This window comes from Alteromonas sp. ISO5, assembly GCF_058105165.1.
Genome location: NZ_CM176572.1, coordinates 2,246,176 through 2,271,511, shown reverse-complemented (window position 1 = coordinate 2,271,511; position 25,336 = coordinate 2,246,176). Strand labels below are relative to the sequence as shown.

The following is a 25,336-nucleotide window of genomic DNA, read 5'->3' as shown; positions in this document are numbered from 1 at the left end:
CTAGCCCTGTTTGATAATGGGTGGTACGTAAGGCTGCGCAAAGACTTCAGTCGCCCCTAGTTCGCCCTGACGTACCTTGAGCGACATCTCACCCACTTCGTCAATGGCAATTCGCACTACGTCACCATCCACAATGGGGGCAACCCCTGCAGGCGTGCCGGTGGCAATGATATCGCCGGGGTACAGGGTCATCACATCAGACGCTGTTTTTAGCATGCCCGGAATATCCAGCACCAGGTCGCGGGTGTTGGCGTGTTGGCGCAGTTCATCATTCACCCAAAGCTTCATTTCCAGTGATTGAGGATCCGATATCTCATCGGCCGTTGTGATCCAGGGGCCTACCGGACAAAACGTATCGTAAGCCTTTCTGAAAACCCGTTCCTCACGCCCTCTGACCACCATATCCATAAGACATACGTAGCCAAAAATATAAGAACGCCAGTCGTCCGCATCGATGGCCCGGGCTGTTTTACCCACAATGATGCCCAATTCACATTCGTGATGAACCTCTCGGCCGGGTACATGTGGCAAAATCACTTCGTCCTGGGGACCGCACAATGATGAATTAGGTTTCAGAAAGAAACCTTGATTTGTTGCCCTGTAGCCCGCTTGCATTTCCTTACCGTGATCATGGTAATTGACGGGATAAGCAATAATCTTATTAGGCCAGGGAACCGGCGTATCCAAGAGTGCTTCGGCTACTGGGGATGAAGGTAAGTTATCTATTTCAGCATCAATAATTGGCTTGTACTGTTCGAATTTATCAATCAGCTGAACAGGCGCAACCGGCGGCCAGCTCGCAGTATCAATATCCAGTAAGTCGGTCACATCCGTAATCTCTTTCCCTCTGACTACGCCAATTCTGCCGTTTTTAAATCGAGCGATTCTCATTAAGTCTTCTCCAGGTTAGTACCGCTAATCCACCTGACACTGAGATTTTCTGTAACCGGGGACAACGACTTGCCAAGCTACCCTGCCAGCATAAAAAGCTTTACAACAGAGCAACTTAGGAACGCCAAAGCCCTATTCAACTACACTAAATTCTATCAGGTAGAATGATATTCTATAAATTACATTATTCCGTAATTTCGCTAATGTCAAATTGTTGGATTAGTTAAAATGAAGAAAATTTTGAAGCTGAAAAGTGTTTACCAAATGTTAATTTCAATGTACTATTACGAAAATAGAATACCGTTCCATTGACAGAATAAAGATATAAGACACTGATTCTATTAACCAAACTAAAAAATACCGCTAAAGAGGATTCAGATATGACTACTTTTCCTAATACTCCTAATTTTACCGGGGCTCATACGCCCTCTCGTGTCGAAGCTGATGTTCCCTTTTTGAATGTAGCGGAAGGAAAAGTACCTGAAGAGTTAGATGGGGCATTTTTCAGGGTGCAGCCTGACCCGGCGTTTCCCCCGAGACTGGGCGACGACATTGTCTTCAATGGCGATGGCATGATCAGTCGTTTTCGCTTTCACAATGGCCAGGTCGATTTTAAGCAACGCTGGGCATACACCGACAAGCTCAACCTGGAAATGGAAGCTGGTAAAGCACTGTTTGGTGCGTATCGAAATCCATTAACTGATGATCCCAGCGTAAAGGGCAAAATTCGTGGCACGGCCAACACCAATGCATTTATTCACGGCAAGAAACTTTACGCATTGAAAGAAGATTCACCGGCGCTGGTAATGGATCCTGTAAGTCTGGAAACCCAGGGGTATACCTGGTTTAAAGACAAAATGAAGGGGCAAACCTTTACCGCGCACCCCAAAATTGATCCTGCGACCGGCAACATGGCAGGTTTTGGTTACGCTTCCAAAGGCATACTGACTAAAGACATGACCTACTACGAAGTATCACCTGAGGGAGAGTTACTGTACGACGTATGGTTTGAAACGCCTTACTACTGCATGATGCATGACTTTGCGATCACACCGGATTATGCACTATTTTCAGTAACCCCCATTACCAGCAGTTGGGAGCGCTTAGAAAAAGGTCTGCCACACTTTGGCTTTGACACCACTAAACCATCCTACATGGCTGTGATGCCACGCAAACCAGGTACAACAGCTAACGATATTCGCTGGTTCAAAGGCGCTAATGCCTGGGCCAGTCATGTAGTAGCAGCGTTCCAGGAAGGCAATAAGGTTCATCTGGACATGCCGGTATCGCCAAATAACTTCTTTGCGTTTTTTCCAGACTATCATACTGGTGAGTTCAATCCTAAAGAGGCTGCTCCACGCATCACGCGCTGGACTGCAGACCTGGATAGTGACAGTGAGGAGTTTGAAGTAACCCAACTTGGTCAGCTGGTTTGTGAATTTCCGCGTATTGATGACCGCTTTACCACTCAGGCTTATCAGTATTCCTGGATGTTATCGGTTGATATGAGTAAACCTGCTGAAGTAGAAGGTTCGAGTGCAGGTCGCTTCTTAATCAATACCCTGGTAATGCTGGATGTGAAAACCGGTAAAGAAACGACCTGGTGGTGCGGCCCCACGTCTTCTCTTCAGGAGCCATGCTTTATACCCCGTCCTGGCAGTACCAAAGAGGCTGACGGATGGATTGCGATGGTGATAAACAGATTAAACAGTAACACTACTGACTTAGCCTTATTTGATGCACTGGATATCGCTAAAGGGCCTATCACGATTATTAATGTCCCGGTGAGATTACGTTTTGGCTTACACGGAAACTGGGTAACCGCAGACGAAGCGGGCTTGTAAAATCAACAAAGGTCTGCATGATTGCAGACCGCTTTCTTATTGCTTTTATCTGGAAAACTTATGTTGAATGAACCAATTTCGCCCTTGCAGCGCCTCGAATCATCACCAATGAGCCGAGTGCAAATCTGGGTGGTAGCAATGACCGTTTTTTTGAACGCGTTAGACGGCTTTGATCTCTTGTCTATTAGCTTCGCCGCGCCTGGCATTGCGGCTGAGTGGCAGGTCACTCGTGCAGCTTTGGGGGTTGTGCTATCCATGGAACTTATCGGTATGGGAATTGGTGCACTACTTCTGGGCAGTGTAGCTGATCGCTATGGCCGAAAGCCAGCCGCACTGTTATGCCTGACATTTATGTTGATTGGCATGGTCGCTGCGACTTTTGCTACTGGCATAATTTCACTATCGGTTTATCGCGTAATCACCGGGGTTGGCCTGGGTGGTATGCTGGCGGTTAACAATGCCTTGGTATCTGAGTTTTCCAACGGTCCCCGTCGCCGTTTATGTATTGCTTTAATGGTCATTGGTTTCTCGCTTGGCGGCGTAGTTGGCGGCTTTGTTGCGACCAACTTACTGGCTCATTACGACTGGCGCTCAGTCTTTTATTTTGGTGCTGTAGTCACCGGCCTGTGTATTCCGATTGTCTGGTTAACCCTCCCTGAATCGTTGCCCTGGTTGTGTCGGAAGCATCCAAAAAATGGGTTGGTAAAAGCCAATCAAACCCTGCAGCGACTTGGCTATAAAGTCATAAACGCTCTACCGACTATTGAAACCTCGCAGTACAACGGCAAACTTAGAGATCTTTTTTCTAAGGAGCTGGTCTTAGGCACCGTACTCATTTCCATTGCTTACCTGCTGCACAGCGTGACCTTTTATTTCACATTGAAATGGGCTCCAAAGATAGTAGCTGATTTGGGATACCATCCGTCTACAGCAGGTTCAGTGCTGGTATGGGGCAACGTAGGGGGCGTAGTTGGTGGCATACTGTTTGGTTTTCTGGCGCAAAAATTTCGTCTTAAAGGATTATATGTTGCTGTGTTGATTCTATCTGGTGCTACGCTGGTATTGTTTGGTCAAAATGCCACTTCGATATTTGCCTTATCGTTTTTTAACGCACTAAATGGTTTCTTTTGCGTGTCAGGCTTAGCCGGGGCGTATGCAGCGATGGCAACACTATATCCCACTAATGTCAGAGGTGCAGGAACAGGCTTTACCTTGGGGATAGGACGAGCAGGCGCGATTATCTCCCCCATTCTTGCGGGCTTACTTTTTAGTATTGATTTGTCTCTTCCAACCGTAGCGATGGTAATGGCTATCGGCTCGGTACTGGCCGCGATCGCCATACTGCCACTGCAGTTAGATCAGCAAAGGGCTTAAGTAACCATACTGGCTATACGCCATATGAACAGTTAGTTTTAAGGATTACCTATCATGAAATTTGAACGAATGAATCCCATTACCGGCAAGGTAGTCAGCCATGCGGAAGCTATGCAGGTTGCAGATATTGCACCTATTGTCGCCAAAGCCGAAGCCGCTTTCCCGGTGTGGTCAGCAATGGGTCCAAATGCCCGACGTGACGTATTAATGCGTGCCGTAGATTGCATGGCAAAACGGGAAGACGACCTGATCCAGGCTATGATTGACGAAGTGGGTGCTACCTTCGGCTGGGCCAAATTTAATGTGCAGCGTTCTTTAATACAAATACGCGAAGCCGCCTCCATGACTACCCAGATAGCTGGCGAAGTTATCCCATCAGATGTGCCCGGTACAGTGGCTATGGCGACCCGGGAACCAGTTGGTGTTTTACTTGGCATTGCGCCCTGGAATGCGCCGATCATCCTGGGTGTAAGAGCAATCGTAATGCCTTTAGCTTGTGGTAATACTGTTATTTTTAAAGCTTCCGAGTTATGCCCAAGAACCCATGCCCTGATCGTGGATGCCTTTAATGAAGCCGGCTTCCCGGATGGAACGGTAAACGTAGTCACCAACGCCCCGCAAGACGCAGGAGATGTGGTGGGCGCGTTAATCGATCATCCGGCGGTACGGCGAATCAATTATACCGGCTCGACTACCGTAGGACGCATTATTGCTAAACGCGCAGCAGAGCACCTTAAACCTTGTCTGCTTGAATTAGGGGGGAAAGCGCCCTTTTTAGTGCTGCATGATGCAGACCTGGATGAAGCTGTCAAAGCGGCGGCCTTTGGCGCGTACTTTAATCAGGGTCAAATTTGTATGTCGACCGAACGCGTTATCGTTGATGCCCGGGTTTATGATGAATTTGTTGATAAGTTGAGCTCGAAGGTGCAAACCCTGACAGCCGGCGACCCTGGCGAAGCTAAACATCCTCTCGGGGCGGTTGTCGATATCAAAACAGTAGAGCGAGTGAATGCCCTGATTGATGACGCAATGAGTAAGGGTGCTCGATTACTGGTGGGCGACAAGGGCGATAACATTACCATGGATGCAGTGTTACTCGTGGATGTAACCAGCGAAATGCGCATTTACCGGGAAGAAACCTTTGGCCCCATCACCACTGTGATTAAAGCATCTGATGACGCTGATGCCATCCGCATTGCTAATGACTCTGAATACGGACTCTCTTCAGCCATCTTTACTCGTGATACCGCCCGCGGCCTTGTGCTAGCCAAACAAATTCGCTCAGGTATTTGCCATATTAATGGCGCAACGGTTCATGACGAATTTCAGATGCCGTTTGGCGGCGTGGGACAGTCTGGCTATGGCCGCTTTGGCGGTAAAGCCGGCATCGATTCTTTCACAGAATTAAGATGGGTTACGCTAGAAACACAAGCCCGGAACTACCCTATCTAAACCATCATTTTCAATGTGTTCCTCAATGATCCACTTTGCCCCTTTCCAGGGGCTTTTTTCTTCAAACATCAAGAAATGCAGCACCACTTAAAGGAACTTAGTTTCTTATTGCTATCGGCTCATTAGGGTCAATTACTCAACTATCTGAGCGGTATAAGCTCAATTTAATTGCAGAAGGTGTCGAAACTGAAGCACAGCGTGATTTACTTATTGAGAATGGTAACAAATTTGCACAAGGATATTACTTTGCCAACCCAATGCCGCTGGACGAATTACGTTGCTGGCTGAAGGCCAAAGAATCAGCCTAAAACATTTATGTTTCACTATTAGTGCAATCATGTCGTTACTTTTCTTGTTGATTGCTTGCATACTCAACTTGCGATTAGCTCATAGTAAAAATGTCATCTTCTCGAATAATTAACACTATTCAGCCCCATCACAATACAACGCGTTACAGTATTCTTTGGATAATTGAGTAACGCCTCATGGTTAGGTAAACAGCGTGAGCCAAACTCGTTGATTTGGTTATTGGAGGCGCAATTACCACCCTCTTAACGCCAAGCCAGATTAGGCTTGGCGGCACATTTTAAATATAATCAATTGCGTTGCGGAACGAGTGTCGAAAAATGGTAATGATATAATGATGCCAAGAGATTAAAAAACAACCGCTGTCAGTTTGGTGCAAGGTTTATTCGCTATAACTACGGTGTTCGAGCTTTGTCATAAAAATAAAACATAAGCTAGCCACCAACTCGAATGGGCAACTTTACTCAATTCGGAGAATTAACAAGTGAATAACCATAAATTCCCGCTTTCGTTAGTCACGATCGCGATACTTGGAATACCAACAGCAACCCTTGCAGCAACGATTCAGGAATCTGATATTGCTGTAACAGCTACAAACGATACTGAAATACAGACGCAGGAAGCGAATGAACAGCCATCTTCACCAGAGATAAAGGATCGTATTCTGGTAACAGGCTCGCGCCTGAAAGAGGGCAATCAGGTTAACAAACCCACGGTGATCACGTCTGAAGATATCAAGCGTCGCGGTGTTACTAGTGTAGAAGAGCTCATTCGTACTTTGCCACAAAACCTGGCAACGATTGGTGGCATGGCAAATTTAAATTCAAAAGGCCCGTTAGGTGTTGGTAATAATGGCAGTATTTCGACCATTGGTGCACTTGGCGTTTCTGCTGCTAACCTCGGCGGGTTAGGCGCAGGGCGAACTCTTATTCTGATCAACGGCCGCCGCGTTGCTGGTGCAGCCGGTATAGAAGATGGCTTTGTTAACCTAAACGGTATTCCACTTAGTGCAATCGAACGGGTTGAAATCAATACCAATGGTGCGTCTGCTGTTTACGGGGCCGATGCCATGGGCGGCGTAATTAACTTTATTTTGAAAAGTGGCTACTCTGGCTCTACCGTTAGTGTGCAATATGAAAACTCCAATAACGGAGCAGATAATTCCCGCATCAGTTTGTATACAGGTAAAGCATGGACGTCAGGGGATATCTCCCTGATCCTCGATTATTCAAAACGTGACCCAATTATTAATCGAAAAACTGGGTATGTTACCAATAACTACGCGCCATACTTTGACAACAATTCAGAATACGACAAACGTTCATTCACCGATGGTGGTCAGCCAGCCTATATCGATAACTCGATTACCACATGGGATCCTGTAACCTTCGAACCAACAACCATTCCCCAGGCTTATACCGTACGCCCAGGGTTTACCGGTCAACCTACGCTGGACGACATGATACTCGTAGATGGTAGTGAAGTACGCGATTTTGTGCCCCGCGTTGGTGGGCCAGAGTCAGAAAGTAAAAGTGCCACACTTAGCTTTGAACAGCGTCTTACTGAGCGTCTTACTATGAACGGTTATGGCTTGTTTACCCGTACCGAAACATCACAAAACGCCATTGAATGGGGTGGATTAGATCTCAATTTAGCCCCCGGCCAGGCGTATAACCCATTTCCCGCTTATTCTATGAGCTCTTGGTCTCCCGGCGTGACGGCGTACTACTACCCGGAAGACGAAATTGCCTCGGGCGAGCTCCCATTAGGTTACAGTGAAAGTACCAATGATGCCTGGACTTTAAACCTTGGGTTGACCTATGAAATCAACGACGATACTACACTTGATTTTATTTATACCACATCGCGCTCAAGCACTCGTGGAAGCAGTTACACCTCTAGTTCATTAGTCACTATCAATAATGACTCATCCAGCCCTACCGGATGGAGTTGTTATAACTTTTTCCTGAGTCAGGGACGCTATGGCGATCAACAGGACTATTACCAGGATTTGTTTGACCGCCAATGTGCGGCATTAACCAGCTCTGATCCGACCGTAGCATTTAACCCCTGGAAGTCCTCTGCTGATGGCAGCGGTGGGTCTGTTAACGACTTTTTCTACCAGGAGGCCACCGAGAATCGCAGTTCAAAATTAGAAAACTATGAATTACGGCTAACGGGCTCTGCCTTTGCACTTCCCGCAGGTAAAATACAGTACGCATTGGGCGGCGAATACAACGACGATGGTGTAGACAGCGGTGAAGTAGCTTTCCGCACGGGCGAAGCGGTAAACCGTACACGTGATAGCTATTTTATTGAAACATCGATCCCCGTGTTTGGTAGGGAATTTAACCTACCCTATGCTAAATCACTGACTCTGAGCCTTGCTGCACGCCGCGATGAATACAATACTGAAGGCGCTATTGGTACCGTTGATAATATTCCGGTCGATGCGGGAGGCGAGATAATATACGGCAAAAATACCTTTGCCAGAACAACCCCCTCCTTCGGTTTTAACTGGCAACCTACAGAGGATATTACCCTACGTGCCAAATGGACCGAAGGCTTTAAGGCACCACCTTATACTCGCCTTTTCAATGTTAGCGGATCGACACAGTACTCCACGGATATCGCTAACGACCCAACATACAATTGCCGTGAGTCTGGTAGTTGTGACTACGAATACAGCTATGATGGAGACGAATATTTCGGGTATTACGTGCCAGCAGTGCTGGCCCCTAACCCAGATCTGAAGCCAGAAACATCAAAACAGAGTTCGTATACCTTTTCATGGTATCCCGACAACGTGTTAGCTGGGCTAACTGTGGATGTCACCTATAATAAAACCAAAGTTAGCAACGAGTATGCCGATTCTGCCAACTTAACGCGCCTGATGCCGGCTGCTGATATTTATAAGCTAGACGAATATTACCCTCGTGATGAAAACGGCAAAGTGACAGAGTTCCGTAATATGACCTTTAACTTGGTCGGTTCAGAATACTCATCGCTAATGTATGAAGTCAGTTATCTCTTGCGTACTGAATTTGGGACATTTAATCCACAAATAACCTATGTGGACAACCTGAAATCAGAAACTCAAGCTTTCTTTGACACTGAGGCGTTGTCAACACTCGGCACGCTAACGGGCATCGATGAGTATAAGATTAACGCTTCGCTACGGTATAATTACGGCGATCTGAACGCGATGCTTTTTGCCTATTACACACCGGGCTATGTCAACGATAATGAGGCGTTAGTTACAGGGGGAGTTAACACAACCCCTAAACTAGTTAAAAACGTTGGATCGATGACAACCTTTGACTTAACGGTAAATTATCAGCTTACCCCAGAGTTGCAGGTAAATTTTGCAGGGCGTAATCTGTTTGACAGAACCCCGCCGTTTGTCGTGGTTCAAAAGCTACCGTTCGACCCCGCGCGTTATAACGTAGCAGGTCGTACCCTGTCACTGGAGCTTCGATACGAGTTCTAGCATCACATATGCGCCTCTTTTGAGGCGCTTTTTTCGCTTTTGGAGGTATTAGCATGCGTTTACTACTTATTGAAGATGATGAGAATATTGCTGAAACCTTAGTAGCTTACCTCGAAAAAAACGGATTTGTGGTGGATCTGGCGCCCACCTTGAGCATCGCCAAAGCGGCCGTTGCCGAGAACAATTTTGACTTAGTCTTATTAGATAGACTGTTACCTGACGGCGAAGGCATGTCGATGCTTCGCTACTTTGAAGATATCAGCAAACCACAACGGGTTATATTGTTAACCGCGTTGGGTGATGTAGATGACCGAGTTAGAGGGCTAGAATCTGGCGCTCACGACTATATCCCGAAACCGTTTGAGCCACGCGAATTATTAGCACGCATTCGCAATGCCTTACGACAACCTATAAAAATAAAACGAGAGGTCAAAACTTTAGGCCCGCTCACTTATGATGTTGAAAGCCGGAGCTTTGCAATCAACGGCGAAGAGCTGAATCTAAGACGCACAGAAGCGTTGGTATTAGAAGCACTCATGCAACGCCCTGGAAGCCTGGTATCACGCGAATCCATTGAATCTAAAGTGTATGGTTACGATAAATTCGTCTCGCCAAACTCCCTTGAGTCGCAAGTCAGCCGTTTACGAAAAAACCTGGCAGATCATACTAACGACATTAAAATTCAAACTACCCGAGGACTTGGCTACAGCCTGATTAAGCGCTAGCCATACAATATATGACAATACATTCGATCGATGCAGCCACCCAGCGTGTTCGTCAGTTTTCTGAGTCATTTGAAAAAATTCGTGATGAAATCAATAAAGTCATTGTTGGCCAAAGCGATGTCGTAGAAGGCGTTCTCACGGCGTTGATGGTAGGAGGTCATGTACTCATCGAAGGCGTGCCTGGACTCGGTAAAACAATGCTGGTTAGCACGCTCAGTAAAGTAGCAAACCTGCAGTTTAACCGTATCCAGTTTACCCCGGATATGATGCCTGCCGATATTGTAGGAAGCTCAGTTCTCACAGACGATGGCAGCGGTAAACATACACTCACGTTTCAACAAGGCCCCATCGTATCCAATCTCGTATTGGCCGATGAAATCAATCGCGCCACTCCAAAAACCCAATCCGCGTTGTTGGAAGTGATGCAAGAAAAGCAACTAACAGCTGGCCGCACAACCCTCAAAATGCCTGATCCGTTTTGTGTGATGGCAACCCAAAATCCGGTTGATCAGGAAGGCACTTACCCGTTGCCCGAGGCGCAACTGGATCGTTTTTTGTTTAAACTGATTGTCGGCTATCCATCGGAGTCGGATTACCATACGATCATCGACCGTACGACCAGCAACACCACTATCGATGTACAAGCTGTTATTTCGGCTACTGAACTACTGCAATTACGTCAAACAGTACGGGAAATCCCGGTCCCCTCTGTTGCAAAAACCTTTGCCATAAGACTAGTGATGGCCTCACAACCGGGCAGCGACTATGCAACTGACATGGTAAATCAGTATGTCTCGCTTGGTGCTTCCCCCAGGGGCATCCAAAGCTTAATGCTCGCCGCAAAGGTAAAAGCGCTACTTAATAATCGTTTTGCCGTAAGTTGCGACGACGTTGAATCTATTGTTTTGCCGGTACTACGACATCGAATCACGGTTAATTTTAAAGCGCAGGCATCTGCCATTACTACCGATGCCATCATTCGTGATATCTTGTCTCATGTGGCTAGACCCAATAGCATGAGCTAAATTATCTGTTAACTGACTCTCACGGCAACCCTTAAGCTAAAGCAGGCTACGCGCGTACAAGGACAAGCAATTGAAACGGATATTCAGCCTTCGTTTTTTTAAGCAAATACATCGTTCGATGATTGGACAGATGCTTATTTTGTCGTTTGTGTTTATTTGCGCCACCATTTACTACATCGCCTATTTGCCAATTTCTGAGTTAGATCTCACCGAACCAGATCCTGTGTACTTTACTGTGGAAAAAGTAAGACGAGAATTTCGCGATTTCATGGATGCCAGGCACGAAGGTAAAAATGATGCGCAATCCTTTGCGCTTTCTGAATCACTTAGCGAATTTGAGCGCCGTAATCCTAATTTTAGCTATTTCTTTATGGTCGATGGAGAGCGCTTTAGTAATGGCAGAACCCCTAAATACTATGAGCAGTATCGGCTGGATGACATAGATACCATCAGTCAGGATGTTAACCATGCTGATTTGTGTACCTCATTTTATAACGCCACTTCAGACAATAACAGCCATGGCTACGTGCAGTATAGCAACTGTAACAATTACCAATTTTACCTTGAATTTTCGGGTATTGAGGTCGCTGAACACCCCCCAAAGATGTCACTTTGGCGATTTTATAAACGCACCGTAGTCGATGTAGGTTTTAACCTTATTCTGGCCGCTGCCGGTGTTTTCATCATTACCGCACTGATCCTACTGTTTAACTGGCGACTAATGAATAAAGTCGCAAATGTTGCCTATTCATTTAACCCTAAGAACCTTCATCATCAGCTTCCTGAAAAAGGGTTACCCAATGAAGTACTGCCACTCGTGCAGGCGGTAAATGAGATGCTCTCTCGTATCGACGAAACCCAGAAACAGCATAATTTTTTCTTGTCGACTGCTGCACACGAAATGCGAACGCCCTTAACAGTACTGCGTACTCGTCTGGAAATGATGGACGAGGGTACACTTAAAGAGAAGTTGATTGATGACGTTCGTCGCTTGTCTCACCTGGTGAATCAGTTGTTACGCCTGATGCGCATTGGCGGCCCTAGACAACATGAACATGATATCGACTTAGTCCAGTGTTGTCAGCGCGTTATCAGAGAGCGTCAACTCTTTGCAGAAACGGCGAAAGTAACACTTTGCTTCGACACAGAAAGGCCAGCCAGAATCATTCCCGGCGACGAGGGCTTGATGGAAGTCGCTATTGCTAACCTGATAGACAACGCCGTGTCATTCTCCTCCCCGGGCGCATCAGTAGAACTTAGCGTGAACGCTGACTATTCCATTAGCGTTCGCGACCATGGTCCGGGGATACCTTCTGATAAACTGGCCAACCTGTTTAAACCCTTTGCGAAATTTCCACCCAATCGCAACGGTCATGGTTTGGGGCTGGCCATCGTTAAAGCGATCACGCTTTTACATAATGGTTCGGTAAGCGCCGAGAACGCAGAGGATGGCGGTGCGCGCTTTACCATTCGCTTCAACCGGTCAGAGCAAGAGTAGCTTTTTCAGGTAAAACTTTGAACGTTCATGCTTTCGGCCTGACCCTTTGCGCATAAAATTAATAAGGAAATACGAAAATGAAATTTGGAATTGTAATTTGGGGCTGCGTTATATTTATCAGTCTATCATTGTTTTACTGGAATGATTCAGTCCTAGAGGGATCTACTTCTTCAGAAAAATCGAATATTGACAGCTTAGAAGAATTGTCTTTTAACATTTTAAATGAAAAAAATAATGAGGCCCCCTCAATAAATGTTAACAAAGAAAAGAACACAGATTGTATTGAAATAAGCTGCCTGTTTCCTGGACATACAACGGAGTCGTTATCAAAAGCTTATCTGCGTGGGTATTTATTCACAATTTATTGAGCGCTGCGAGCTTGCAATCAAAAAGCTAAACGTCAATGGCAATCTTGGTTTGGTTGATTATTTCAATGAGCACGAATTTCACGGAGACATGCCAAATGACAAGCTCGGATACCAAAAGAGAAGTATGTTCTCTCATCAGCGCGAGTATAGAGTAAAAATTGATCTGAATCGTGCTGAACCTGGCCCATATTTATTAGATGTAGGTGATTTAAGTGATATTGCAGTCATTACCACGCCAAAAGAGTTCAACAAGCAATTAAAATTGGAACTACCTGATGGTAGTAAAGCGTAATAAAGCACTACTATCGGACAAATTCTCCGCTACTCAGCATTGCTCTACCAATACTCACTCTTTTGGCTTGGGCTTATACTTGATTAAACTTTCAGTATTCGCGCTGTGAGCGCGATACTGAAAGTACTTTTAATAACACTAAGTGGTATTCAGATTCTTTATACAGACTCTGGTAAGTAAGCCAACAATGGTGAACCCATTTTCATCGGCGCTGGAGCCCAACTGGTTCGTTCAAAGCGTTCTGTCAATAGTTGACGCATCTCTGCGGCTTTCTGCATATTTCCTATCGCCTCATATCCAGCTCGTTTATAATTTATCGCCAGCATCTCGAGTTGACTCTGACTTCCCAATTCTACTATTTTATTTGCGATACGAATTACGTTGGCACCATCGTTATTTTGCAGATATGCCTGTGCAAGCAATAAAAGCGACCCTGGTTTTGGTGTGGGTTGTAAGCTGATGACTTGCTCAAGCAGACCAATTGCTTCAGACGTTGAGTTTAGCTCCATTAGCGCAATTGCTCGATGGTGCTGTATAAACATCACTCGCTTGAGTGGCTCACCATCAAAAATTTCATCATAGCGAGACAGGATCTCTTGAGGTCGCTGTAACTTTTCGAGTAGATAACTCATCATCGTAAAACTCATAACTTTCAGAGAATATTCAGATTGGGGATCTTGAGTGTCAGACCTGTTTTCATACCAGTTCAGTAAGTCACTATAAGTATCATTGAGTATTTCAGAATCGTTGCTTTTTGCTCCATCTAAAATGGTTAGGAGTTCATTGACTTGTTTATCGTGAAGTACATTGCCATTAAAAATAGCTAACTTTTTCCTTGTTTCTTTTGTTATAGGTTGAGCTTGATTGGTATTCGTGGTTTGTGCTGTTTCACTGATAGTGGCGGCTGCAAGCAAGCTCAATGTAAGACCGAAAATTGAAACTACAATATATTTTGCTTTCATCTTTGTTTCCTTACTTAGGTGTTTAATGCGATATATATTAAAATTGTGGAAATGGCTTAGAGGCATAACCGTATAAACTGCGTTAGTTTGATGGTGTAAAAAAAGTTTTGCTAAATCACGAGTGTAATCATGGCTCAGCTGCTCCTGACAACGTTCGTCACAACTCAATTCAATGTTACGGCGCGCAAGGAAAACTAATAAACGAACCAGTGGATTCCACCAAAAGACACAATGGGCAAAAGTAATAAACCACATCCAAACTGGATCATGCTGACGCACATGATTAAGTTCGTGAGCTAGCACCGACTTTAACTCCGGCGTTTCGAGAAGAGCTTCGGATATCCAGACTTTCGACTTTCTGATACCAGTTACCATAGCCGTGTCACAATTTTTTGTGACATAAAGAAACACTGAGCCTGCATCAAGTTGATATTGTTGCCATAAATGACTCACATCTTTAGCGTGGATTCTGCAGTCGCGTATTAAGCGCAAATAGGCATAAACTTTTACGATGAAGAATAAAAGACCGACACTTGCTAAAAGCCCCCACAAATTGCTGGCTGATAACATTGAAAGCCAGCTTACGTCAGATTGTGCTGAAATGATATTTAGTGGAGGCAGACCTTGTGTGCTGCTGTGATCAGCCCCATAAAGAATAAATTGCGGTAAGCTGAATATCACATTGGCAAAGGGTTTCGATGTATCGGATAGCGCCTTTACAGTGGCGATGTGCTCCCAAGGTATAAACCAAGAGATTAACGCAATTGTCACTGAGTAAAAGCGCAGCCTGGCAGGTGCGTTTTTAAGAAGTCCGTAAGTGAGTAACGAAATAGCCGTAATAAGACAGTTAGTCACTATATAATCCATCGTCATTCATCCTTAAATTTATCTTTTTGTTCTTTCAAGAAAGCTTCCAGATAGGCAATATCTTCCTTGTTGAGTGATTCAGCCTTTAGCAAATGGGCAATTAAATCAGTCGGTTTTCCATTAAAAAAACGTCGAATAAATCCAGGTAACACAGACTTTGTTATAGCTGACTGTTCAACTGCGGGCACATAATAAATAGTTCGACCTTCATTTCGGGCCCTCTCAATTGCTCCTTTTTCTTCAAGACGATCAATAATCGTTTTAACAGTGGAATAAGTAACCTTCTTTACTGATCCAATTTTTTTAAACACTTCTGGCGACGAACAAGCCCCTTGTTGCCAGAATATTTGCATAACGTCTAATTCAAAATCGCTCAATTTCATTTCAATCTCTACATTTGTAGATTTAACTTCCACAAATGTAGAGATCAATTTGTGAACTGTCAACTATTCTCCAAGAATTTATCGCCGAACCGTTTTTTCTTTTGAATGCAGATTTTCAGGGGAAATGAAGAGAAATTGTTACAAAATAGATTTACAGTAACAGGTGGAAGTGCGTCAGCTTCAGCTCCTCAACATAACTAGGGGAAGCAGTTGCAGACATCAATTGAACTCACAACCAATTGCAGAAATCCAGTGTCATAGTCCTGAATGCCTACTCCTTGTCTTTTTAAGCCCTTCAACAAAGCTTGTGGGGCGGCAATTGTACGTAAACCGGACGGCTAGCATTCTTTCCTATGAAAACACAGATAATGGTTTTTCAGGGGAAACGGGTGTTACTATGAAGTCTCAGTATGGCATTGAGGGGCTCACGGAAAGTGTAGCCAAAGAAATAGTTCATTCTCTTGGTGCTACAAACAAATTCATTAAGTTTGTGATGGAATATTCACCTGAACCTCCTGAAAAGCGCCCACGTGAATGGGCAAAAATAAGTTGGTCACGAACATCAATGAAAGCTGCTTTAGGTAAAATATATGGGTATCGCTCGGATGCTTTGCATGGAGGAATACCCTTTCCCGAGCCTATGTGTAGTGGGGAAATGATGATTGAGGGTTGTATGGCAGAGAAGCCGACAGGTCTTGCCTGCTCAACTCTCGGTGGGGTATGGCTAGCAGAAGATACACCTATGCTTTTACATATGTTTGAATACATAGCGAGAGGTGTATTAAATAACTGGATTAGTAGTTTGAGAAATGCCTAACAGTTGACGTCCAAACCTATAAAAAAGACAAGATAAAACATGAAACACACATACATTTTAGAAGAAGCTAGCTGGAAAGCCTCAGGAAAATACTACGATGGAAACCATAATTGTGTAGACGTTATAGGGGAAACACAGATTATTCACAATAAAGATGAATGGATTCTTGATGGTTTCATGGAATTAAAATTAGCGGATCCAGTGCAATTCTTGAATAGATATTCAATTGAGTCACTTGATCCTACTAAAGACTTTACATTCTGGACATCTGAGAATCCAGCGTTGGGAATGCTGATAGGAAAATTCATGATCATAGGCGATACTATACTTTCATCATATAGTACGGAAGACGGACAATACTCAGGATCAGAAAGTTTAGTGATGACTGATTCCAAATCATATAAAAATCGAGGTTTTGCCTTTCACAATAAAAACAAACTTTCCTCATGGGAAGTAGATTTAGTAAGAGTTTAGCATTATCAACAATTTTGCTTGTCGCGGGTTTAACAAGCACATACACTCGACCACCCCGTCGCTCGTGCCTCGCTCTGGACTTGCGGGTGATGCAGGCGTTAATGTCCGCTTTAGGAAAATTATTGGTTCTAGAGTGAGCTTGGTGGACTTTATCGAAATGACCGCTTTTGACCAAATGCAGAAATTCAGTGTCAAAGTGTTGACCGTCCTTGTCTTAAGCAGACATACACCCAAGGTACGGTAACAGTTTGCTATTCGCTCTTTCTTTTAGAAGCTTTGAGTCCAATCAGCTTCAGTGAACTCACTTAAAAGCCAGGTTACTATTGAAGATATTTTTCTTACCGCAAAATTTTATATGACCTTAAACGGGCATGTAGATTGGCAACTAATGGCTTCGAATTATTTTAAATTCAACACACAATAGCCTGGTACAGTACTCAGTACTATTAGTGAGAACTAACATTGACATTAAATAGGGTGAGTGGTGCTGGCAGTCGCTTATTTTTCGTTAAATGCCTTACGACATAAAAAAGCCCGGCTCTGGATCGAACCGGGCAAAGGGTCAGGGTCACACAATAAAAAATCGGTTGTTATCGCACCTTATTGCCGTAGACATCCCAAACTTCTACTTCTCCAAGGTGTGTATCGCGGATATCCTGTTCTATCTGTTTAAGGTCGCCCACTACTACCCAGACAAGTGCTTCAGGGTGAATGGTTTGTTTTGCTAACGACTCCACCTCAGAGACAGTGACGGCCTTTAATCTTTCAACAGCTTTTTCCACACGACGATAAGGTAACTGATACAGGTCTGCATTTATCAGATTGTTCAAAATAGCCCCGTTTCGATTAAACCCTTGAGGAATGGAGAACATTGCAGCATCTTTATCACGCAATAATTCTTCTTTTGTGACGGGCTTATCGGTTACATAGGCAGTAATTTCTTTTTTAATTTCCTGCATCGCGGCAGCTGTTTTATCGGTCTGCACGGTGCCACTGGCAATAAATACGCGGGGGCCGGAAGGCGCATTTTTAATTCCCCCTCTAAAGCCGTAGGTCCACCCTTTGTCTTCGCGCAAATTCATATTCAAGCGGCTATTGAACCCAGCACCCAAGGCATCATCCATCAACGACTCAATCGCCGAAGTTTGCTCATTGAACGGCCCGGTTATATGGCCAGCACTAATGCTGCTTTGCACAGCGCCTGGCGCATCTACAAGTATGACTTTACCCATTTCACTTTGGGGCTGGGGGATGTTTTCAAGATTCGAAGGTTTCTGTTTACGCCAGTCACCAAAATAATCGTTTGCCAGTCGAGTTGCCTCAGCTAGGGTAATATCGCCTACCATGTAGAAAGTGGCATTTTCAGGGCTCACTTCATTACGGTACATTGCCACAATAGTATCCCTATCAAGGGTTTTTGCTTCTTCACGACTGACAATTTTGCCAAACGGGTGAGTTGCTCCCCAAACCGCTTTTCCAAAAACATCGGAAGCCGAGCGCATTGGATCCTGCTCATAGCCATCGTAATTGGTATCAATACTGTCGAGTACCTTGTTAACTTCTGACTCTGGATAAACAGGATGGCGGATAATCTCAGCTGCGAGTTTGAATGTGTCATCGAGATTCTCACTTAATGCATTCCAACTTATGCCACTTTGCTGGGTGCCTGCGCCACTGTTAAATTGCACCCCTAGCGCTTCCATTTTCCGAGACAGCTCGGCCTCAGTAAAACGTTCTGTACCTTTAGTCAGCAGCCTAAATACATTACTAGCGGCATCTGGTGCATAGTTTGCGTCTGCCAAAGAGCCAGTTTTAAATTGCATGGCGATATCCACTAATGGCAAATTGTCACGGCGGGCAACCACAATCTTCATACCGTTATCTAACGTTGTAGTTTCAATGCCAGGCAACAATACTTTGCCAGTAAAAGCACCCGCCTCTGGCAGCGTTGCGCGATTCACCGAAGTATTCATTTTGACAACCTCAGGTGCAGGATGAAGCTGTATCTCGTAATACGGTGTCGATAGCCATTTTTGCGCGGTAGCCGTAACTTGCGCTGGAGTCGTATTTTGTAACCATTGTCGTTGGGTATTCACAAACAAAGGATCGCTATGATGAACCTCCCCGTTAACCAGTTGCCTGCCTATCTCCTCATTGCTTTCCATCGACCTCAGTAACGATATCTCGCCAGCTAGGTTTATCCCATCCAGTTTTTCTTGTTCCGGCCCCTGATTAAAATAACGCTGTAAAGCTTGATCGATAAGCCCATTGGCTTTTTGCACGTCAACACCAGGCTTGAGCGTTACAGAAAGAGTAAAGGCACTGGTAATATCATTAGGCTGAACTCTTGCGCTGGCATTGAGCGCAATGCCCTCGTCATCCACCAGCAGGTCATAAAGGGGAGTATTCTTGCCCCCGGCAAAAGAGCGAGCCACTAATTCCATCACGGTAGTTTGCTGATCGCTACTGCGGGGTAAAGGCCAAATTCGTTGCAGATTTACTGTGGGGACTTTGTCATAAATGATATCGCGTTTAATGGATGTCAATTCTGGGATCCATTGACTGATTTTGTCGATCGGCTGTCCTGGCGGCACATCGGAAAAATAGTGTGCGACTTTCTGCTTGGCCGAGGCTAAATCAATATCGCCAGACAACACCAATACCGCATTTGACGCGCCATAGGCCATGTCAAACCAGTCCGCTACGTCCTTTAAGCTGGCATTATTTAAATCGTCCATTGAGCCAATGGTAGTGTGATCGTACGGATGACCCTTGGGGTAAAAGGTTTTTAGAAATCGCTCATAAACCTTGGCTCCAGGACGCAATTCTCGTTGGCGTTTTTCATTTTTAACCACCGCACGCTGCTCATCCAACAATGTCTGATCAATGCTATCACCAAGGTAAGCCATACGATCAGATTCCATCCATAGCGCCACGTCAATCGCATTTGATGGCACAGTCTGATAGAAATTGGTCTGATCTAGGTTAGTCGTACCATTAATTCCTACCGCGCCAATCTGTTCTAGTGGAGCAAAGTATTCTCCTTCGCGATGAATGGTTCCTTGGAACATGAGATGTTCAAAAAGGTGAGCAAACCCCGTTTTTCCTTGTGCCTCGTTTTTGGAACCTACCTTATACCAAACACCAACATACACATTGGGTACACTGTGATCACTGTGTACAAGTACTGTCAGACCATTGGGTAACGTGAACTTATCGTACTGAATATCGATTTTTTCAAATGCCGATATTTCTGGTGCCTTTACGACAGTCGCACAGCCAGCAAGCATGAGCAAACAGCCCAACACTACGCCAGCACAAAGCTTCTTATTTTTGAACACACCTTTTCTCCAGCAAGGAATCATATGTGGCATAGTTATTTCACAGCAACCTTGCACGAGCCTGATCGACAAGCATTGCTTTAAATAAAGGTAAAAAAGTAGAATAAATAAGCGGCTTGCAAGGTTGGTGCAAGTTTATTGAGTTGAAATAGAATCATGGAAGAACTACGTAACGCAGGTCGACAATGCAACTCGCCAGTGCAACTCTAATCGCGTCGCAGCTCGATTTGCTCGCGCAGAAAGGCACCAAGATCATTCGCCAGACGGCAATGAAATCCAGTCGGCCTAAAGCGGCTGGTAATGCGTGTTTATCGTTAGTTACCTTGCCGTTGTTAAGCCTGACATTACTGTTTTTGGTGCAGCTTTCAGTTACCACTACCCTCATTGTCCTTGTGGTGGGAATGGTCGTGATCCCTTTTCTAACCTATCTGTTTACCGTGTTATTCGCAGTATTAACTACCACGCCATCCAGACAACAATCACTGGCATTGCTTGATAACCAACTCGGTCTGAAAGACGACTTGCAGATAGCCGATCAATTTCTACGGATTTCATCTCCCACAAGCTTTGAGCAAGCGGCACTGGCGAACTGCTCAACCAGTGTGAAACGCGCAACAGACCTTCCTCTGACGCCTTTATCTATGCCTATGTGCCCCTCGTTACCGTCGAAAGCGCAGATCGCTATGAGTGTACTGGCAATACTCACAGCGGCTGGCATAACGCTAATTAGCAACGGGCTGTTACAAACCGTTGATAACGGCAACGTTAATCATTCCACCGCAAAAAGTGAAGAAACCAATACCCCCCTTGTTAGACAAGAACCTATCGAGGATACCCAAACGCCAATCTCTGATACGCCGCCAAGCACTACGTCTTCAGAGACCCCATCTTCGCGGGCAAGCACAACGTTGTCGACGCAAGCCAATGCGTTGCCAGACTCAACCTCAACCGAATCGGCGATGGGTACCTCAGCTGTCACTGACGGTAACACTGCCCCGCACGCGTCAGCGAAAAATATAACCGCCAACCACAACAATCCGTTGTCGGCATCGACACGCTCAACGTCGTCGACACAGTTGACAAAACCCAGTACGACGACATCGTCTAAAACGACAGCCCCCTCAGGAAATGGGGCATCCAGTGAGGCGGTTGATGGCAGCCAGCCCAGTAGTGAGCAAAAGAAAAACAGCAATACACCGTCTTCTTTTACGACTGGAAGCCAGCAAACTAAACAACAGCAACCGGGGTCGCTTGCGCCCACTTCACGAGTTGCCCCCAAGCAGGCTCAGCGTAAATCCAAACAACAGGACTCAGGTAAAAACAGTGGACAACGGCAATCATCGGGTTCACAGCAAGACAGCAACAGTCAAAACAGAAGTACCCAAGGTGATGGCTCACAAAAGAAATCACGGGGTGTTAATCAACTGATGCTGTCAGTACCAATGCAAGATCAGTTTATTGGTACGCCTGGGCCCGGCCAGCAAAAGTCCACTCCCGAACAACAGCCAGCTGAAGAGCAGGCCTTCACCGAGGAGCCTTCGCAAGCACGAGGTCAAAACTCGCAGTCAGCGACACTTCACCAGAAACCCATAATGCAGTCCTGGCAAAAACAAATGATGAGCGACTTTTTTAGTCAGCAACATCAGCGATCACAACAGAGTGAGAAAACAGATGAACACTAGCGGCATGATGAAAGACGTAACCGACACTGCCAAAAACGATATCCTATTTTTCTGTGATACCTTTAATGCCATTAAAGCTGAAATAGGCAAAATGATCGTTGGTCAGGAACAGGTTGTCAGTGGAGTACTTGCAGCGTTGTGTGCGGGCGGGCACGTACTGCTAGAAGGTGTACCAGGACTTGGCAAAACCATGCTAATTAGCGCACTGAGCCGGTCGGTAGACCTGCCATTTTCCCGCATCCAGTTCACACCAGACATGATGCCAGCTGACATTCAGGGTGCCTCGGTTTTGCAGGAGCTTGAAAATGGCGGTCATGAGTTAACCTTCCAGCCCGGACCGATAGTGTCAAACCTGGTACTTGCCGACGAAATCAACCGTGCAACGCCCAAAACACAATCAGCGCTACTTGAGGTCATGCAGGAAAAACAGGTTACTGTTGGCAGACGCACCATTGAGCTCGAAGAGCCTTTTTGTGTGATGGCAACACAAAATCCGGTTGACCAGGAAGGTACATACCCATTGCCTGAAGCACAACTAGACCGCTTCTTATTTAAGCTGATAGTGGGTTATCCAACTGAACAGGATTATCAGTTGATTATCGATCGCACCACCAGTGGCCAGGACGTGACTCTGCAAGCGGTTTCAAACAGAGACGCTCTCATGACGATGAGAAAAATTGTACGTGATGTAGGGGTATCCAAAAGCGCCAAGGATTTTGCCATTAAGTTAGTCATTGGTACGCAACCGTTTAGTGAGTATGCCACTACGTCAGTCAATAATTTTGTGAGTCTTGGCGCATCACCCCGCGGGGTTCAAAGTCTCATGTTAGCGGCAAAAGTAGAAGCGCTGTTAGAGGGTAGGTTCGAAGTTTATGCAAACGATATTCGTAAAGTGGCATTGCCTGTTTTACGCCATCGACTTGTGCTTAATTTTAAAGCTCAGGCGTCAAATCAAACTGCTGACTCCCTCATCAACACACTGTTGTCTGAGTTGTAAGCAGAATGAACGATTTTTCGATGCCCCCAATTGAAGCTGAATTGATTGAGCAGATTCAACAATTCAGTTTGCGTATTGCTCAGGCCGGCAAAGGCGGCCGCTTAGCCGAACAAAAAACCAATGCCAGAGGGCAAGGGCTCGAATTTGCTGATTACAAACCCTACGTTGCCGGTGATGAGCTGCGCGCGATCGACTGGCATGTCTACCAACGATTAGGCCGCTTATTTGTCCGCGTATTCGAAGAACAACAAAACTTGCCAGTTTATATGGTATTTGATCATTCCAATAGTATGTTCATTGAAACCCCATCCCGTATCAAGGCAGCCCAACAATGTGCGCTAGCCTTAGGCGCTATTGCGCTACAACAACAAGATGCGGTACGCGTTTTTCCGGTGGCGAATAAACTGAATAACCAAAATAAGAGCCTTTCGGGTAAACATCAGTTATTTACTCTTGCCGAGCAGCTCCAGCATTATCAGCCTGTTGCTGATTCAAACTTGGCAAATGGGCTATTAGAGCTGGCAGGTTATCCACTCAGAAAAGGGCTTGTCATTGTTATTTCTGACTTTTTCGATAACCAAGGGATTACCCCCGTTATTGAGGCGCTTTCCCACCTTAACCATAATGTACTGCTCATTCAGATCACCCAGCCTTGGGATGCCGCCCCAGAACTCTTGCAGGTAAACGCTGATGTGCGCTTTGAAGATGCGGAATCTGGCACCACAATCGATTTGCAGCTATCACCCGCTGTGATAGACGCTTACCAGCAAACTTATCTGCAATTTAATCACCAGTTGAATCAGTTTGCCGATGCAACAGGAGCCGGGCTGCTGCAACTTAATGCCAGTGAAAGTGTGTTACCGCAGTTAAGCACCCTGTTTGAAAAAGGTAGGGTAGCGTAATGAGCTTTACCTATTTACCACTGTGGGCAGTGTTGGCTGGTGCGTTAACACTCGTAGCCTTGCTCTATGTGTTACAGCACTTTAAGGCTCAGCCAGTTGTCGTTAAAATCGCATCGGTTCAGTTATGGCAAGCAGCCTTGCAGCAAGCATCGGCCAATACCTTCTGGCAGCGCTTTCGACACTGGATTGCCTTTATCACCATCGCCATTATTGTATTGCTATTATGGCTGGCTTTTAGCGGGGTAAGCACAACTCGAGACTCTCAAAGGTTACACCTTTATTATTTAGACACCTCAGTGGCCATGACTGTGTCAGACAACATGGCGAATGCCAAAGCGCAATTGGAAACCGATATTTCGATTGCTTCAGGTGCCCCCCGAGCACTCTGGATTGGCGACGCGGTTCCAGCCCGGTTACTCGATATTGACTCTCCAAGCGTGTTAGCAAAATCCCTGCTGCCTGGCATTCACGCGTCTATGCATATCTCATCGTTTGCCAGCTGGCTGGATTCGCTTGCAGGCGTTGCCGACAAGCCTGTCACGGTGCATTACTATGGCGCGCCGTATGGCAATATCACCCCTCCTGACGGGGTTCGTATCATAAATGCGTTTGTTGCAAGCCGAATCGATAGCAACGCGGCGATCACAGCCATCGGCCAACAACACTATATGGACAATAACCAACAATCAGCCCGCGTTGCATTTACCTTGTTTGATAGTAACCAGAGCCCATTTACGTCGTCAGACTTTAGCGTGTCGTTAAATGGTAGTGTCGCACCTGCCTCGCAGCTGGCAACACTTAGCAATAATCAGTTTGTATACTCTGGAATACGTCTCACTGTCACCCCGCAAATAGTCACAGTAACGCTAAACACCCAAGATCAATTCCCTGCAGATAATACCCTAAGTATTCGGTTACCAGCGAAAACTCAGCTGTTCATTGCCACGCAAGAAGGCTTACCAGCCTGGATCGCTAATTTTATCTCTGCTAACCCTTTTATCACTGTTGATTCTTCCCGGGCCCAGGTCAGCCTCTGTGTTAACGAGGGTGACTCTTGTCCACGCGCCGACGCAACGCTTTATTTTGACAACGATAAAAATCAGGCTGCCTATTATGCGCCTGCGCCCAAGAACAGACCGAACCTTCACTCGATATGGCAAGCGAATAACTGGCAACAAAGCAACTTGTTGGATATGCCGTTACTTAAAATAAGCCAGGCAGATGCCACCTATGCCCGGTTGCCTTTGCAGCACTTGGGTAGCTTGATCAACCAGCAGAATCCCGATCCGCTGCTGTTGCTGTGGCACACCCTACACTGGCTAGTTAATCCACCTGCAACACCGCCCTATATGGCCGTTGGTGAAGCAATACCGCTGTTACAAAACACCTTTGCAGGAACAGCGGCAATTAGCGGCTTTCCGTTAGAAGCCACTCCTACAGATACCTATGCTGACAATAACAGCATCGCTACCATCCAATCGCCTTTAACGTCGTCTGTGGTAACCCATGAGCAAAATACCCGCGAGCAAGATATCAATGATATGCAGCATCACTATCCATGGAGTACCCTTGCTGCACTAATCGCACTGTTGTTACTCATTGCTGAATGGATACTCGTTCAGCGCGGACGCTGGGCATAGGAGAAA

Annotated in this window: 20 protein-coding genes; 16 read left to right on the top strand and 4 right to left on the bottom strand. The window is 45.6% G+C overall.

What is annotated here, in order from left to right; translation table 11 throughout:
* Positions 1-891 (bottom strand): fumarylacetoacetate hydrolase family protein, encoded by an 891-nt coding sequence (locus tag AC2T0J_RS10310; protein WP_489810045.1) that lies wholly within the window; start codon positions 889-891, stop codon positions 1-3.
* Between the two features lie 380 nt (positions 892-1,271).
* Here AC2T0J_RS10310 and AC2T0J_RS10305 point away from each other — a divergent pair, with 380 nt between their 5' ends.
* From AC2T0J_RS10305 to AC2T0J_RS10260, 10 genes are all read left to right on the top strand, one after another.
* A complete protein-coding gene (locus AC2T0J_RS10305) occupies positions 1,272-2,735 on the top strand; it encodes a carotenoid oxygenase family protein (protein ID WP_489810044.1) in 1,464 nt (487 codons plus the stop codon).
* Between the two features lie 60 nt (positions 2,736-2,795).
* Positions 2,796-4,109: an MFS transporter gene (locus tag AC2T0J_RS10300; protein ID WP_489810043.1), complete on the top strand. Its 1,314-nt coding sequence runs from the start codon at positions 2,796-2,798 to the stop codon at positions 4,107-4,109.
* A 54-nt stretch (positions 4,110-4,163) separates the two neighbouring features.
* On the top strand, positions 4,164-5,561 hold the full coding sequence (locus AC2T0J_RS10295) for an aldehyde dehydrogenase (protein WP_489810042.1): 1,398 nt from the start codon (positions 4,164-4,166) through the stop codon (positions 5,559-5,561).
* Positions 5,562-5,668: 107 nt separating this feature from the next.
* Complete coding sequence (locus tag AC2T0J_RS10290; RefSeq protein WP_489810314.1) at positions 5,669-5,869, top strand: EAL domain-containing protein; 201 nt, start codon at positions 5,669-5,671, stop codon at positions 5,867-5,869.
* A gap of 482 nt (positions 5,870-6,351) precedes the next feature.
* Positions 6,352-9,357: a TonB-dependent receptor domain-containing protein gene (locus tag AC2T0J_RS10285; RefSeq protein WP_489810041.1), complete on the top strand. Its 3,006-nt coding sequence runs from the start codon at positions 6,352-6,354 to the stop codon at positions 9,355-9,357.
* A 53-nt stretch (positions 9,358-9,410) separates the two neighbouring features.
* On the top strand, positions 9,411-10,082 hold the full coding sequence (locus AC2T0J_RS10280) for a response regulator transcription factor (RefSeq protein ID WP_489810040.1): 672 nt from the start codon (positions 9,411-9,413) through the stop codon (positions 10,080-10,082).
* A gap of 11 nt (positions 10,083-10,093) precedes the next feature.
* A complete protein-coding gene (locus tag AC2T0J_RS10275) occupies positions 10,094-11,107 on the top strand; it encodes an AAA family ATPase (protein ID WP_489810039.1) in 1,014 nt (337 codons plus the stop codon).
* 70 nt (positions 11,108-11,177) lie between these two features.
* A complete protein-coding gene (locus AC2T0J_RS10270; RefSeq protein ID WP_489810038.1) occupies positions 11,178-12,605 on the top strand; it encodes a sensor histidine kinase in 1,428 nt (475 codons plus the stop codon).
* Between the two features lie 77 nt (positions 12,606-12,682).
* A complete protein-coding gene (locus AC2T0J_RS10265) occupies positions 12,683-12,973 on the top strand; it encodes a hypothetical protein (RefSeq protein ID WP_489810037.1) in 291 nt (96 codons plus the stop codon).
* Entirely contained in the window at positions 12,948-13,265 is a 318-nt protein-coding gene (locus AC2T0J_RS10260; RefSeq protein ID WP_489810036.1) for a hypothetical protein, read from the top strand. The genes AC2T0J_RS10265 and AC2T0J_RS10260 overlap by 26 nt, the downstream gene beginning before the upstream one ends.
* A gap of 158 nt (positions 13,266-13,423) precedes the next feature.
* Here AC2T0J_RS10260 and AC2T0J_RS10255 read toward each other — a convergent pair whose 3' ends face one another.
* On the bottom strand, positions 13,424-15,094 hold the full coding sequence (locus AC2T0J_RS10255; RefSeq protein WP_489810035.1) for a M56 family metallopeptidase: 1,671 nt from the start codon (positions 15,092-15,094) through the stop codon (positions 13,424-13,426).
* 2 nt (positions 15,095-15,096) lie between these two features.
* Complete coding sequence (locus AC2T0J_RS10250; protein ID WP_489810034.1) at positions 15,097-15,510, bottom strand: BlaI/MecI/CopY family transcriptional regulator; 414 nt, start codon at positions 15,508-15,510, stop codon at positions 15,097-15,099.
* Between the two features lie 364 nt (positions 15,511-15,874).
* On the opposite strand from AC2T0J_RS10250, the gene AC2T0J_RS10245 reads away from it, so the two are divergent.
* Together AC2T0J_RS10245 and AC2T0J_RS10240 are read left to right on the top strand one after the other, a co-directional pair.
* Positions 15,875-16,294: a hypothetical protein gene (locus AC2T0J_RS10245; RefSeq protein ID WP_489810033.1), complete on the top strand. Its 420-nt coding sequence runs from the start codon at positions 15,875-15,877 to the stop codon at positions 16,292-16,294.
* Between the two features lie 39 nt (positions 16,295-16,333).
* Positions 16,334-16,768, top strand: a complete 435-nt coding sequence (locus AC2T0J_RS10240; RefSeq protein WP_489810032.1) for a hypothetical protein — start codon at positions 16,334-16,336, stop codon at positions 16,766-16,768.
* Positions 16,769-17,358: 590 nt separating this feature from the next.
* On the opposite strand, the gene AC2T0J_RS10235 is transcribed toward AC2T0J_RS10240, so the two are convergent.
* Positions 17,359-20,109: a M16 family metallopeptidase gene (locus AC2T0J_RS10235; RefSeq protein WP_489810031.1), complete on the bottom strand. Its 2,751-nt coding sequence runs from the start codon at positions 20,107-20,109 to the stop codon at positions 17,359-17,361.
* Between the two features lie 185 nt (positions 20,110-20,294).
* Between AC2T0J_RS10235 and AC2T0J_RS10230 the strand changes: the two genes are divergently transcribed.
* From AC2T0J_RS10230 to AC2T0J_RS10215, 4 genes are read left to right on the top strand one after another with little or no spacing between them, the layout of a single operon-like run.
* A complete protein-coding gene (locus AC2T0J_RS10230) occupies positions 20,295-21,791 on the top strand; it encodes a hypothetical protein (protein ID WP_489810030.1) in 1,497 nt (498 codons plus the stop codon).
* Entirely contained in the window at positions 21,781-22,788 is a 1,008-nt protein-coding gene (locus AC2T0J_RS10225) for an AAA family ATPase (RefSeq protein WP_489810029.1), read from the top strand. The genes AC2T0J_RS10230 and AC2T0J_RS10225 overlap by 11 nt, the downstream gene beginning before the upstream one ends.
* A gap of 5 nt (positions 22,789-22,793) precedes the next feature.
* Entirely contained in the window at positions 22,794-23,690 is an 897-nt protein-coding gene (locus AC2T0J_RS10220; RefSeq protein ID WP_489810028.1) for a DUF58 domain-containing protein, read from the top strand.
* Complete coding sequence (locus tag AC2T0J_RS10215) at positions 23,690-25,330, top strand: BatA domain-containing protein (RefSeq protein WP_489810027.1); 1,641 nt, start codon at positions 23,690-23,692, stop codon at positions 25,328-25,330. The genes AC2T0J_RS10220 and AC2T0J_RS10215 overlap by 1 nt, the downstream gene beginning before the upstream one ends.
* Positions 25,331-25,336 lie beyond the last annotated feature (6 nt).